The sequence below is a fragment of the Haloarcula sp. CBA1131 genome (assembly GCF_008728975.1).
Taxonomy (GTDB): domain Archaea; phylum Halobacteriota; class Halobacteria; order Halobacteriales; family Haloarculaceae; genus Haloarcula; species Haloarcula hispanica.
In genome coordinates, this window is sequence record NZ_RPCY01000001.1 from 1,021,053 (window position 1) to 1,034,465 (window position 13,413).

Here is a 13,413-nt window from a genome sequence, read left to right on the forward strand (position 1 = left end):
GTTCACCCCATCCACGGTGGCGCGGCGTGTTCGGCTGTCTGCAAGCCCTCCGGGTAGACACATTCGAGCGAGCCGTCTTCGCGCCACTGGGTAAGCGGGTAGTTCGTGATGACGCCGTCACCGTCTCGCTCCTCTCGCAGGTCGTGAGCGTACGTCTCGTCGGCCCCGTAGAACTGGATTTGCCCGGCCACACCGGTGAAGTCAGTCTGGAGCAGCGCGTCGACAATTGTATCGAGGTTGTTCTCCTGGTCGACGGTACCGGCGCGCTCGGCAGCGTTCTTGAAGACGTGTATCGCGTCGTAGGTGACAAAGCCCATGTACATCGGCTTGCTCGGCGGGTCATCGGCGTCGCCGTACGCCTCCATGTACGCCTCCGTGAACGGGACCGTCTTCGACGTGATGTCGGTGACACCCGCCGCGCCGGACTGGGTCGTCGTCTCGTAGGCCGCCGCGCCCTCGGTGAGCTGGTAGTACGCCGGCAGCATCGACGCGACGTGCACTCCCTCGATGCCGAACTCGTACTCGCCCTGTGCCCAGCGGGCCGCCATCGGCCCGCCGTTGATGTGCGCGAAGAAGCGGAACATCGCGTCCGCACCCGCCGCGTCCACATCGTCTAGCACCGACCCGAATGAGGTGGTATCAGTTGCCAGCCCATTCACCATCGGCACGTCCAAGTCCGCCTCCTTCAGCAGGTCGACCAGCCGGTTCCGGAACACCGTCGTCCACTCGGCGTCGTCGGCGACGACAGCGAACGTGTTCCATCCGTGGCGGTCCGAGAGGTGGCCGGCGTACTGGCTGATGACCTCCGCCTGGAAGTGGGAGTTCACCGGCCCGACCCGGAACGTGTTCTTGTAGCGCTCGTAGTCGGACGCGACGAACTCCGTGACGGTACTCGGCGCGGCGGAGCCGGTGACCAGAAACGGCGTATTGAACTCCGACACGAGGTCCATGATAGACTGGGTCACCTCGCTGGAGAACGTGCCGACGATGGCGTCGACTTCCTCCTGTCGGACCAACTCGCCTGCGACGGTGCGCGCCTCGGACGGCGACGCCCGCGTGTCCTTCGTAACGAGTTCGACGGTCTGGTCGGCGATACCACCGTCGTCGTTGATTTCGGCGACCGCCATCTCCGCCGACCGCTTCGAGCCAACGCCGAGCGGGTTGTTCAGCGGTGCAAGGTGGCCGATGGTGACCGTCTCGGAGATGCCTCCACCTCCATTGGGGTTCTCTCCACCACCGCCGCCATCGCCGCTGCAGCCGGCGACCAGTCCAAGCGCCGTGCTCGCCCCGGCCGCTCTGATGAATGACCGCCGACCGATGCTGTTGGTATATGCTGTGCTGCTGTCGCTGGGTGTGCTCGTTGGGTCTGCCATGGTCTACCCTCGGTGGGTGGTACCACGTTCCAAACCATACACATTAAAGATGCGGGAGGATTCGACCAAATCTATATCTGGGTGGCCGTCACACATCGAATATGGCGTTTAGCTTGACGGCCGAGCAGACGGCAGTCCGAGAAGCGGTGCGTGAATTCGGCGAAAACGAGATCGAGCCGCTCGGAAAGGAATGCGACAGGGAGAAGCGCTACCCGGCGGAACTGATGGAGCAGGCGGCACAGTACGACCTCATCGCGCCGGAAGTCCCCGAGAAGTACGGCGGCGCGGGGATGGACAGCCTCACTGGCGTCGTCGTCACCGAGGAACTCTGGCGGGCCGACCCGGGTATCGGGAGCGCCATCGGCTCCCGTGGCTTCGGGTCGAGCATGATTCAGAAGTACGGCGACGAGTGGATGAAAGAGGAGTGGCTGCCGAAAATCACCAGCGGCGAGTCGGCGTGTGCCAGCGCTATCAGCGAACCCGCCCACGGCTCGAACGTGGCCGGCATCGAGACCTACGCCGAGCGCGACGCTGACGGCTGGGTCCTCAACGGCAACAAGATGTGGATTACCAACGGCACCGTCGCCGACGTGATGGTCGTGATGGCCAAGACCGATCCCGACGCCGGCCATGAGGGCATCAGCGCGTTCCTCGTGCCGACGGATACCGACGGCCTGCAGGCAGAGAAAATCGACAACAAGCTCGGCATCCGCGCGTCAGATCTGGCCGAAATCATCATCGACGACGTTCGCGTGCCCGAGGAGAACCTCGTCGGCGAGGAGGGCGCTGGCTTCTACCAGCTGATGGACTTCTTCGCGAGCGGGCGGGCGAATGTCGCCGCACAGGCTGTCGGCACCGCTCAGGCCGCCATCGACGACTCAGTTCAGTACGCGAACGAGCGCGAGCAGTTCGGCCAGCCGATCAGCGAGTTTCAGGCCATCGAACACAAGATCGCTGAGATGGCGACCAACGTCGAGGCCGCGCGGTCGCTCACCTACCGCGCTGCCAGCGCCATCGACGAGGACAACCTCGACGTTGCGACGAAGTGGGCCAGCATGGCGAAGCTCTTCGCCAGCGAGCACGCCGTCGACGTGGCCGACGAGGCGATTCAGGTCCATGGCGGTGCGGGCTACGTCACCGACCACAACGTCGAGCGGTACTACCGCGACGCCCGAATCACCAAAATCTACGAGGGGACCAGCGAGATTCAGAAGAACATCATCGCCGACCGCGTGCTGTAAGACTGCACCGAGGCTGGGAGACCGCACAGTCTACCGCCGGAGCGTCAGGAACTCGGCCGAGAAGACGGCTTCGTCGGCCTGATTCAGCGCGGTGACTTCGGTCCGGACGACGCCCGTCGCAACCGGGTGGTCTCGCCGCTCCTTGTCGACGATCTCGGCCTCGACGTGAACCGTATCCCCCAGAAACACCGGCTTGACGAACCGGAGGCGGTCGAGCCCGTAGAACGCGACCATGTGCCGCTTTTCGGCCTCGTCGCGGGCCTGCCACAGCAGTCCGGTGACGACTGAAAACACCAGTGCGCCGTGGGCGATACGCTCACCGTACCCCGAGTCGGCCATCCGCTCTGCGTTCGTGTGGAGGTGATTGAAGTCCCCGCTGACACCGGCGAAGTTGACCACGTCGGCCTCGGTGATGGTTCGCCCCGACGTGGTGAATCCCTCGCCAACCTCGACGGTTTCGAACTCACCGGCCATCGTACCGTCCCTCGCAAGCGACTGCGGAACGACGCTTCGGTTTCTGGTCTGGTCGCCACTGCCGCGTCCGCATCTGCCGGTTCCGGGACTGCGGTCTGCTACTGTTGCTGGACATACACGTCGTCACCGTGTCCCGCGCCGGTGTTAATGGTACCGGGGTTCTCCGGTCGTTCTCACCACCACCGCAAAGATACGAAGCACCTCAGCCTGTTCTGGCTGTTCAACTATATTCAACGGAATCCCGCAGAGGGGGCTCAGGACGTAGCTTTATTGGGGATGCCCGAGATGTCAGAAGCGATGTCAAAGCCACACACGGAGCGGTTTAGCCTGAAGGGTCAGCGGGCGATTATCACGGGCGCATCGAGCGGCATCGGCCGAGCAATCGCGGAGGAGTTCGCTGCCGACGGGGCCGACGTGGTTGTCTGCTCGCGCGAGCAGGACAACGTCGGCCCCGTCGCCGACGAGATTAACGACAGCGACCGGCCCGGCGAGGCGGTCGCTATCGAATGCGACGTGACAGACCGCGAGGCCGTCGAGGCGCTGGTGGAGGCGACCGTCGACGAGTTCGGCGGGCTGGACGTGCTCGTGAACAACGCCGGCGCGAGCTTCATGGCCGGGTTCGACGACATCAGCGAGAACGGCTGGAAGACCATCGTCGACATCAACCTCCACGGGACCTACCACTGCACGCAGGCGGCCGGCGACGCGCTGGCCGACGGCGACGGCGGGGCGGTCATCAATCTCTCCAGCGTCGCCGGCGAACAGGGCGCGCCGTACATGAGCCACTACGGGGCCGCCAAGGCCGGCGTCAGCAACCTCACGTCGACGCTGTCGGCGGAGTGGGCTGACCGCGATATCCGGATCAACTGCATCGCACCGGGCTTCGTCGCCACGCCGGGCGTCGAGTCACAGATGGGCGTCAGCGCCGACAACATCGACCGCGAGGCCGTCGAGCGCCGCATCGGCCTCTCCGAGGAAATCGCCGACATCGCGCGGTTCCTCGCCAGCCCGGCGTCGTCGTACATCGTCGGCCAGACCATCACCGCCGCCGGCGTCCCGCGGCTCGAAGAGACGCCCGACATCTGAGCGCCGGGACCAGTACCGACGGCTGGGACCGCGGTGTCACTCCCCGTCCGAGATTCCGAGCCAGTCCGGTAATTCCCGGAGGTCGTCGAGCGCGATATCCACGGCGGGTCCGTCCTCAGCCCCGTAGGCGGCCGTCCACAGTCCGGCCTCCGTCCCGCCGTCCATGTCGTGCTCGTAGCGGTCACCGATCATCACGGCCTGTGCCGGTTCGACCCCGGCCTTTGTCAGTGCCGTTTCGAACATCGCCGGGTCGGGCTTGGTCCGACCGACGGCCTCCGAGGCGGTGTACGAATCCATCGCGTCCCAGACGCCGAAAGCCCGAAGCAATTGCTTGCCCTCGTCGTCGTCCACGTCACTGACGACGCCCTGATGGAGCGGCGCGTCCGCCAGCGTCCCGATGGCCGCGACGGCATCGGGGTTGGGTTCGGCCCGTTCGTCGCGGATTCTCCGGAACAGCGATTCCCACTCGGTTTCCTCGGGGCTGACTGTCAGAATCTCGTCGACTGCCAGCCGGTAGCCCTCGCGGGCCGGCCGGAACGCCGTCCCGTCGCGCTCGCCGAAGTACGTTCCGAGGGCCGACCGCCACTGTTCGAGGGCCGTGTCGGAATCCACGGCCACTGGATACTCCGCACACAACTGCTCGACAAACTCGCGGTGGGCCGCCCGGACGGACTCCATCCGAAGGATGACGCCCCCGATATCCCAGAAGACGGCCTCGACGTCTGGACTCTCGCTCACGGCAGCGGCTTGGACTGGCCCGGGTATGAAACTACCGCCGACGCTCGGTGTCGTGGTGGGGACGCCGTGATGACGTACCGGAACACGATTCCGGAAAATAAACGGCCGACCACGCGTTCGCTGTGCTCCAACACTTATGCTGTCGACGTACGAGAACGAAAGTGTGCCATGATATCGTTCACCGATTCCGAGGCTGCGACTACGCTTGCCGAGCGTGCCAGAGCGTTGATGGACGAGGTCGTCATTCCGCGGGAGCGCGAACTCGCAGGCGGGACGACTATCTCCGACGCAACAGTTCGTGACCTCCGCGCGGCCGCGCGAGAGTACGACGTGTACGCCCCCCAGATAGCCGAGGAACACGGCGGCATGGGCTATGACTTCCGGGACGTGTTGCCGACGTTCGAGGAAGCGGGTCGAAGCCTCCTCGGCCCGATTGCGATGCGAGTGGACGCGCCCGACGAGGGGAACATGCACCTGCTGGAGATGCAAGGGACGGACCTCCAGAAATCGGAGTACCTCGACCCGCTCGTCGAGGGCGAGATACAGTCCGGCTTCGCGATGACGGAGCCGATGCAGGGCGCGGGCTCGGACCCGAAGATGATACGCACCACGGCGCAGAAGGATGGCGACGAGTGGGTCATCGACGGCCACAAGTGGTGGACGACCGGTGGCGTCGACGCCGACATCCTGCTCGTCTTTGCCCGGACGGACGAGGACGTGCACCCGTATGAAGGGTGTTCGGTGTTCATCGTCCCGGCCGACGCCGACAGCGTGGACATCGTTCGGAACGTCCCGCACATGGGCAGCCAGGGCGACCCGAAGGGCCACGCCGAAATCGAGTTCAACGGCGTTCGCGTCCCCGAGGAGCACCTGCTGGGCGAGGAAGGCAACGGCTTCCAGCACGTCCAGCAACGCCTCGGCCCGGCGCGACTCACCCACTGTATGCGCTTCTCGGGGATGGCCGAGCGGGCGCTGTCCATCGCCAAGGCCTACACCACCGAGCGCCAGGCCTTCGGCGACTCCGTGGCCGACAAACAGCACGTCCGCTTTGAAATCGCCGAACAGGAGACACAGATTCAGGCCGCGCGGGCGCTGGTCCGGGCCGCCGCGGACGCCATCGCCGCCGGCAATGAAGCCCGCGTCGAGGTGTCGATGAGCAAAGTGTTCGCCGCGCGGGCGACGCAGGACGCCATCGACACCGCCGTCCAGTTCTGTGGCGGCAACGGCATCGGCCGGGACCTCCCGCTGGCGGATTTCTATGAACTGGTCAGGACGTTCCGCATCGTCGACGGGGCCGACGAGGTCCATCTTCGGACCATCGCCCGCGAGGCGTTCGAGGACGTGGACAGCGAGGAACTGGAGCCGGTGCGTCGCTACCGCGAGTAGGGCAGAGCCGTCAGCGGCAACGGCCGCTACTCTCCCTCGAACTCCGGTTCGCGGTCGGCTGCAAAGGCCGCCGTCCCTTCCGCTGCGTCGTCAGTGGTCAACAGGAGCGCAAAGGCCTGGCTCTCCATTTCGAGGCCGGCGTCGAGACTCTCGTCGGCCCCCTCGTTCATCACGCGCTTGGCTTTGCGGAGGGCAATCGGCGGCCCGGAGACGAGGTCCTCGACGAACTCCCCAACCACGCTGTCGAACTCGTCGGCGTCGACGGCCCGGTTGATGAGCCCCCAGTCGGCCGCCCGCTCGGCGGAGACGTGCTCGCCGCGGAAGACCAGTTCCTTCGCTCGGGCGTCGGTCAACATCCGAATCGCGCGCTGGGTCCCGCCGCCCCCGGGCAGCAGGCCGAGCGTGATTTCGGGGAAGCCGAACTCCGAGTCGGTCGTCGCCAGCCGGAGGTCACAGGCGAGGGCAAGCTCCAGGCCCGCGCCGAGACAGTAGCCGTCGATGCGCGCCAGCGTCGGCCGGGGGTAGTCGGCGACGGTCGTGAACACCTCTGTCGGCTCCGAAGTCTGTGCGGGGTCACGGTCCGCGAAGCCGGAGATGTCGGCCCCGGCGGAGAAGGCGCGGTCGCCGGCCCCCTCGAACACGACGGCCCGGACGTCGTCGTCATCGACCGACGTGAGCAGGTCGACGACCTCGTCGGCGAGCGTCTCGCTGATGGCGTTCATCCGCGACGGCCGGTCGAGTTCCACTTCCAGCAGGCCGTTGTCGGCGAGAGCCCAGTTGATAGTGTGGTAGTCGCTCGGCCCGTCGCCGGTGCTGTATTCGTGGAAGCCCCGGCCTGCTTCCTTGCCGGTGTGGCCGGCCTCGACGAGTTCGACGAGGTAATCAGCCGGCTCGTAGCGGTCGTCGCCGTGTTCGTCGTGGAGCGTCCGGAGCTTTTCGAGGACGGTGCCGAGACCGATGTCGTCGGCCCGTCGGCAGGTTCCCTCGGGGAAGCCCGCGCCGAGTTGCATCCCCGTGTCGATGGCGTCCGGTGTCGCGACATCGTTGCCGACGAGCTTCGCCGCTTCGTTGGCCATCACCGACTCGACGCGGAGATGGTCGAAGCCCTCGGCGTCCTCCGGGACGTAGTCCGGGCCGTCGCCGTCGTCGTAGTCGTAGTACCCTTCGCCGGTCTTGCGGCCGAGGGTCTCGTTCTCGACCTTCTCTTCCATGAGAGGCGGAATCGGCGTGCCGGCCTCCTTCCGGACGTGGTAGCCGATGTCGATGCCGGTCAGGTCGCCGAGTTCGAACGGTCCCATCGGGTAGCCCCGCTCGTGGACCATCGCGGCGTCGGCCTGGCGGATGTTCGCCTCGCCCGCCGACACCATCCAGGCCGGCTCGCTCATGAACGGCCCGAGGACGGAGTTGACGACGAACCCGCGCACGTCCTTGCGGACGTAAATCGGCGTCTTGCCGATGGACTCGACGAATTCGTAGCCGGCCTCAGCCGTCTCGTCGGTCGTCGCCTCGCCGTAGATGACCTCGACGAGGTCCATCTTCACCGGCGGATTGAAGAAGTGCAGACCCAGCACCGATTCCGGCCGCTCCGTCGCCGCGGCGATTTTCGTAATCGAGAGCGAGGAGCTGTTGGTCGCCAGCAGGGCGTCCTCCGGCGCGGCGGCGTCGACGGACTCGAAGATGTCCTGCTTCACCGAGAGCTGTTCCGGCCCGGCCTCAATGACCAGGTCCGCGTCGCTGACCGCCGCCTCCAGATCGGTCGTCGTCGCGACCCGCGCCGCCACGTCGTCGGGGTCCTCGTCGAGTCGCCCCTTCTCGGCGAGCTTTTCGAGCGACCACTCGATTTCGTCGTAGCCGTCTTCGACGATGTCTGCATCGATGTCACGCAACACGACGTCGTAGCCGGCGATAGCCGTGACCTCGGCGATACCGTGACCCATTGTTCCCGCACCGAGCACTGCAACTGTCGCTATCTCTGTCTGCTCTGCTCGCATACGCGTAGTGTCTACTGCAACACATATCAATCATCCCCCTAGCAGCAATCGTGGCTGGTGGTGTTGGTCACGGTGTCATCAGCCAGTCGGGGCTTTCTGGCTGTTTCAATCCACTTCAGAAAAACCGTCCACTCGCCCGGCAGATAATCTCAATCGTCTATCTTCGTTTTCAGAGCGGTTCGTCGCCCTCGATAATCCGAATCGCGCGGTCGGCCAGCGCCGGGACGCGGTTCTCCATCAGGGGATAGAACGGGTCGTCGGCGTTGCCTTCCAGATAGCGGCGGTAGAACATCTCGCCGAGAGCGGCGAGCTTGTACACGGCGAGCGTGCGGTAGAACCGCTCGTGTTCGAAAGTAAGGCCCGTCTGGGCTTCCCAGCGGTCGACCAGGTCTTGCCGGGTCAGATACCCCGGCGCTTCGATGAACTCCATCGCGAGGTCGGGAATCTCCGGCTTCGGGTCCTTGGCGTCGCGCCAGTACGAGAGCAGCCAGCCGAGGTCGGCCCGTGGGTCGCCCAGTGTCGCCATCTCCCAGTCGAAGACAGCGGCGAGTTCGGGGTCAGCACCGGGGCCGAACATCACGTTGTCGAGTTTATAATCGCCGTGAACCAGTGTCTCCGGATGGTCGTCGGGGCACTCGTCCTGTAACCACGAGCCAACCCGCTCCAGTTCAGGGATGGTTCGGGATTCGGCCGTCCGCTCGAACGCCCACGCCAGTTGTTTCCCCCAGCGCGTGACCTGGCGCTTCGCATACCCTCTTGCACGGCCGAGGTCGGACAGGCCGACGGATTCGGGGTCTACTTCGTGGATGGCCGCGAGGGTGTCCACCAGTTCGGTGCCGACGGCCTCTCGGGCATCGTCGTTCGTGAAGCGCTCCGGTTCTTCGTCTCGGATGACGGTCCCCTCGACGCGGGCCATGACGTAGAAATCGCTGCCGATGACCGTCTGGTCGTCACAGGCCGTCACCGTCGGCGGGACCGGCACGGCTGTGTCCTGTAGCGCGTCGATGACGCGATACTCCCGCAACACGTCGTGGGCCGTTTCGGCGGTCTGGCCCGGCGGGGGCCGCCTGACGACCAGTTCCCGGTCGCCCCAGGTGACAAACAGCGTCTCGTTGGAGTGGCCCTGTTCGTGGCGCGCAACGTCGAACGTCTCGGCCGGGCCTATCTCCCTCGCGAGGAACTCTTCGAGCGCACTTTCGTCGACCAGCCGCTGGTAGTAGTCGGTGCTGCGTTCAGTCATGGTCGTCGTTTCGCGTCCATCTCATGAAAAACTGCGGGTCGTGTCATCGTCCGACGAACTCCGGCCGGCGGTCGGTCAGGAACGCCTCGACACCCTCCTCGTGGTCGGCGGTCTCGAAGACGATGCCCTGAGCCGTCGCCTCATCGCGCTGGGCGCGGTCGAAGGACTTCTCCAGCCCGTCCTGAAGCAGTCGCTTCGAGTGCCGGAGGGCGACGGTCGGCCCATCGGCAATGCGGCTGACAGTCGCCGCGACTTCGGACTCGAACGACTCGGCGTCGTAGACGTGGTTGAACAGGCCCAATTCTGCGGCTCGCTCGGCATCCAGTATCTCGCCGGTGAACACGAGTTCCTTTGCGACGTTGATCCCGACAATGCGGGGGAGCAGGTACGACGTGCCGGCGTCGACGCTGAGGCCGACCTGCCGGAACACGAAACCGATGCTGGCCGACTCGCTCGCCAGTTGGATGTCACAGGCGATAGCGAGGTTCGCGCCGGCCCCCACGGCCGACCCGTCGACCTTCGCGACGGTCGGGACCGGCAGCGCGACGACTCTGGCGATGGTGTCACGGGTCCGGCGGGCCAGTTCGCTGACGGCGTCGTCGGTCGGGTCGTCGTTCGTGAGCCGCTCGCTCATCCCCTTGATGTCGCCGCCGGCCGAGAACGACTCGCCAGTGCCCTCGATGACGACACATCGAACATCGGACGCTGTCTCGATAGTGTCGAGGTGGCGCTCCAGCGCGTCGTACACGGGCTGTGTGAGCGCGTTCCGCGTCTCCGGCTCGTTCAGTGTCAGCGTGGCGATACCGTCGTCGATGGAGAGCAGTACGGACTCGCTCACTGGATATCACTCCGTTGTCGCTGCATGGGGTCGCTTCACATGGTTCCGGTATAAATTTACCGCTGGTTCACAGTTTCAGACAGCGCTGGCCACGAACTGTGGGTGGCACGTCAAGGGTTACCACAGCGAGCAGGGCTAGTTTTAACATATCGGTGTGTGTTGACACGGAGTATGCCAGGTGGTGCACCACTCAACCTCCGGTCATTCCTGTGGCGTGGCGAAAACGTGTTCCCCGACAGCGAGATCGTCTCGCGGACACACCAGGGGATTCACCGATACACAATAGCGGAGTACGCCGAGCGCGTGCGGAAACTGGCCTCAGCGCTCGAACAGGCGGGCATCGAACGCGGCGACAGAGTCGGGACCTTCGCCTGGAACAACCACTGGCATCAGGAGGCCTACTACGGCGTCGCCTGCATGGGTGCGCAGGTACACATGATTAACCTCCTCCTCCCCGACGAGCACATCCAGCACATCGTGGCCGACGCCGAGGACGAGATCCTCATCGTCGACCCCGTCATGCTGGAGAAGCTCGAAGCGGCGTACGACGAGGAGGCGTTCGCCTCCGTCGAGCAGTACATCGTGATGGGAGAGCAGGTACCGGAGACGTCGCTGGGGCCAGTCGTCGACTACGAATCGTTCATCGCCGACGGCGACCCGGACTACTCCTTCCCGCAACTGCCCGAGGACCAGCCCGCGGGGATGTGCTACACGTCCGGGACAACAGGCAAGCCCAAAGGCGTCGAGTACACCCAGAAGATGTACTGGACACAGGTCATGTCGCTGATGACCAGCGAGGTCGGCATCAAGACCGACGACGTGGAACTGACGTACGTTCCGATGTTCCACGTCAGCGGCTGGTGTCGCCCGTTCACGACTATCGCCGCCGGAGCCAAGACGGTCCTCCCCGGACCAAACCCGTCGGCCGAGGACCTGGCGAGGCTCATCGAGGAAGAGGACGTGACCGTCTCGGCAGCGGTCCCGACCGTCTTCATGGACCTGCTGGAGTACGCCCGCGAGAGCGACGTGGACTTCTCGTCGGTTCGGTACTTTACCAGCGGCGGGTCCGCGACGCCGCGGTCACTGATGGAGGATTACAAGCAGGAGTTCGACGTGGACCTCATCTCCGGCTACGGTATGACCGAAACGTCGCCGGTCACCCACGCCTACGAGCCAAAGCCCGGGCTGGCGGACCTTCCGGAGGAGGAGCTGTTCGACCTGCGGAGCCACTCCGCGGGGCTTCCTATTGCCGGCCTGGAGTTCAAAGTCGTCAACACCGACGGCGAGGAAGTGCCCTGGGACGGCGAGTCGCTGGGCGAACTCTGGATGCGCGGCCCGTGGGTTACACAGGAGTACTACAACGCCCCCGACGCGACCGAACAGGCTGTCACCGACGACGGCTGGTTCAAGACCGGTGACATCGTCCGGGTGAGTCCGGAGGGGTACGTCGACGTGGTCGACCGGATGGACGACCTCGTCAAGAGCGGCGGCGAGTGGATAGCAAGCGTCGAGGTCGAAAACGCCGTCATGGGCCACGACGAGGTCGTCGAAGCCGCAGTTGTCCCGGTCCCCCACGAGCGGTGGGACGAGCGCCCCGCCGCGTTCGTCGTCACACGCGACGCTGTGTCCGACGAAGCCGCGCTGCGCCAGGAGATCAAAGACCTCGTTGCCGAGTCGTACCCGTCGTGGTGGGTCCCCGACGCCATCCGTCTGGTCGACGGGATTCCCAAGGGCGCGACCGGGAAGTTCTCCAAGCAGACGCTCCGTGACGAGTACGTCGACGAGTCGGTCATCGAAACCGTCGCCGAGAACGCTCCGGCGACGTAACCCGACTGAAGCGCGGCGGGGCATTCCGGCTGTCAAAATAGTATCGGCGGCGGCCTCGGTCGCGAGCAGCTATCGCTGCCGAATCAGCCACCTCATGTCCAATGGCGGATAAGTATTTATGCTAGCCCTGCGCACCTTGCGGTATGCGAGCAGCTGTCATTGAGGAGCACGGCGAACCGCTCACGATTCAGGACGTGCCCTATCCGGAGCCCCAGCCGGATCAGGTCGTCATCGAGACAGAAGCCTGCGGGGTCTGCCGGAGTGACTGGCACGCCTGGCAGGGGGACTGGGAGTGGTTCGGCATCCAGACCGGGCCCGGGCAGATTCTGGGCCACGAGCCGGCCGGCGTCGTCGCCGACGTGGGTGCAGACGTCGAACAGTTCTCCGAGGGGGACCGCGTTACGGTCCCGTTCCACCTCGGCGACGGGTCGTGCCAGTACTGCCAGCGCGGGCACGCTAATATCTGCGAGACATCGATGCCGCTCGGATTCCTCGACGCCGCACCGGGGGCGTTCGCCGAGGCGTTCCCCGTCCGCGAAGCCGATTTCAACTGCGTCACGCTGCCGGATGCCGTCGACTTCACCGAGATGGCCGGGCTCGGCTGCCGGTTCATGACGGCGTACCACGCGCTGACCGACCGGGCGGACCTCAGGCCGGGCGACGCCGTCGCGATTCACGGCTGTGGCGGCGTCGGGCTTTCGGCGGTCCACATCGCCGACGCGCTGGGGGCCGAACCGATTGCGGTCGACGTACAGGAGGGCAAACTCGACCGAGCGCGGGACCTCGGCGCGGCGGCGACAATCAACGCCGCCGAGGCGGACAACGTCCCCGGCGAGGTCCATGCAGTCACGGACGGCGGGGCCGACGTGGCAATCGACGCGCTGGGCATCGCCGAGACGTGTCGCAACGCTGTCGAGTCACTGGACAAGCAGGGCACCCACGTTCAGGTCGGCCTCACGACTGACGAGGAGGCCGGCGAAATCTCTCTCCCAGTGGATACGATGACCCTGCAGGAAATCGACTTCCACGGCTCCTACGGGATGCCGCCGGTTCGCTACGACGAGCTGTTCAGACTGATTGACGCCGGGACGCTCGACCCGTCGAAGATTGTCGGGGAGACGCTCGTGCTCGAAGACGTGCCGGCCACCCTCTCGTCGATGGGTGCGTACGAGACGGTCGGTATCCCCGTCATCGACGAGTTCTAAGCCGGTTCGGGGCC

At 65.4% G+C, this 13,413-nt stretch carries 11 protein-coding genes; 5 read left to right on the forward strand and 6 right to left on the reverse strand.

Going from position 1 to position 13,413, the window contains the following annotated elements; all coding sequences use genetic code 11:
• Nucleotides 1-2: 2 nt before the first annotated feature.
• Nucleotides 3-1,373 (reverse strand): ABC transporter substrate-binding protein, encoded by a 1,371-nt coding sequence (locus tag Har1131_RS05345; RefSeq protein ID WP_050037013.1) that lies wholly within the window; start codon nucleotides 1,371-1,373, stop codon nucleotides 3-5.
• Nucleotides 1,374-1,474: 101 nt separating this feature from the next.
• Here Har1131_RS05345 and Har1131_RS05350 point away from each other — a divergent pair, with 101 nt between their 5' ends.
• Nucleotides 1,475-2,614: an acyl-CoA dehydrogenase family protein gene (locus Har1131_RS05350; protein ID WP_050037012.1), complete on the forward strand. Its 1,140-nt coding sequence runs from the start codon at nucleotides 1,475-1,477 to the stop codon at nucleotides 2,612-2,614.
• A 30-nt stretch (nucleotides 2,615-2,644) separates the two neighbouring features.
• Here Har1131_RS05350 and Har1131_RS05355 read toward each other — a convergent pair whose 3' ends face one another.
• Entirely contained in the window at nucleotides 2,645-3,088 is a 444-nt protein-coding gene (locus Har1131_RS05355; protein WP_014041178.1) for a MaoC/PaaZ C-terminal domain-containing protein, read from the reverse strand.
• 276 nt (nucleotides 3,089-3,364) lie between these two features.
• Here Har1131_RS05355 and Har1131_RS05360 point away from each other — a divergent pair, with 276 nt between their 5' ends.
• Nucleotides 3,365-4,174: an SDR family NAD(P)-dependent oxidoreductase gene (locus Har1131_RS05360; protein WP_044952010.1), complete on the forward strand. Its 810-nt coding sequence runs from the start codon at nucleotides 3,365-3,367 to the stop codon at nucleotides 4,172-4,174.
• 36 nt (nucleotides 4,175-4,210) lie between these two features.
• Here the strand turns inward: Har1131_RS05360 and Har1131_RS05365 are convergent, their stop codons facing one another.
• Complete coding sequence (locus Har1131_RS05365; protein ID WP_151145382.1) at nucleotides 4,211-4,912, reverse strand: HAD family hydrolase; 702 nt, start codon at nucleotides 4,910-4,912, stop codon at nucleotides 4,211-4,213.
• Between the two features lie 168 nt (nucleotides 4,913-5,080).
• Here Har1131_RS05365 and Har1131_RS05370 point away from each other — a divergent pair, with 168 nt between their 5' ends.
• Nucleotides 5,081-6,298 carry an acyl-CoA dehydrogenase family protein gene (locus Har1131_RS05370; RefSeq protein WP_151145386.1) on the forward strand — a complete coding sequence of 406 codons (1,218 nt, stop codon included), beginning with the start codon at nucleotides 5,081-5,083 and terminating at the stop codon, nucleotides 6,296-6,298.
• 26 nt (nucleotides 6,299-6,324) lie between these two features.
• Here the strand turns inward: Har1131_RS05370 and Har1131_RS05375 are convergent, their stop codons facing one another.
• The 3 genes from Har1131_RS05375 to Har1131_RS05385 form a co-directional block, all read right to left on the reverse strand.
• Nucleotides 6,325-8,289, reverse strand: a complete 1,965-nt coding sequence (locus tag Har1131_RS05375) for a 3-hydroxyacyl-CoA dehydrogenase/enoyl-CoA hydratase family protein (protein ID WP_151145389.1) — start codon at nucleotides 8,287-8,289, stop codon at nucleotides 6,325-6,327.
• Between the two features lie 169 nt (nucleotides 8,290-8,458).
• Nucleotides 8,459-9,529: a phosphotransferase family protein gene (locus Har1131_RS05380; RefSeq protein ID WP_050037008.1), complete on the reverse strand. Its 1,071-nt coding sequence runs from the start codon at nucleotides 9,527-9,529 to the stop codon at nucleotides 8,459-8,461.
• Between the two features lie 43 nt (nucleotides 9,530-9,572).
• The gene (locus Har1131_RS05385; protein ID WP_151145392.1) at nucleotides 9,573-10,367 is read right to left on the reverse strand and encodes an enoyl-CoA hydratase/isomerase family protein; all 795 of its coding nucleotides are present in this window, start codon (nucleotides 10,365-10,367) and stop codon (nucleotides 9,573-9,575) included.
• A 171-nt stretch (nucleotides 10,368-10,538) separates the two neighbouring features.
• Between Har1131_RS05385 and Har1131_RS05390 the strand changes: the two genes are divergently transcribed.
• Together Har1131_RS05390 and Har1131_RS05395 are read left to right on the forward strand one after the other, a co-directional pair.
• Entirely contained in the window at nucleotides 10,539-12,194 is a 1,656-nt protein-coding gene (locus Har1131_RS05390) for a long-chain-fatty-acid--CoA ligase (RefSeq protein WP_050037006.1), read from the forward strand.
• Between the two features lie 143 nt (nucleotides 12,195-12,337).
• Nucleotides 12,338-13,399 carry a zinc-dependent alcohol dehydrogenase family protein gene (locus tag Har1131_RS05395; RefSeq protein WP_050037005.1) on the forward strand — a complete coding sequence of 354 codons (1,062 nt, stop codon included), beginning with the start codon at nucleotides 12,338-12,340 and terminating at the stop codon, nucleotides 13,397-13,399.
• The last annotated feature ends 14 nt before the right edge of the window (nucleotides 13,400-13,413 follow it).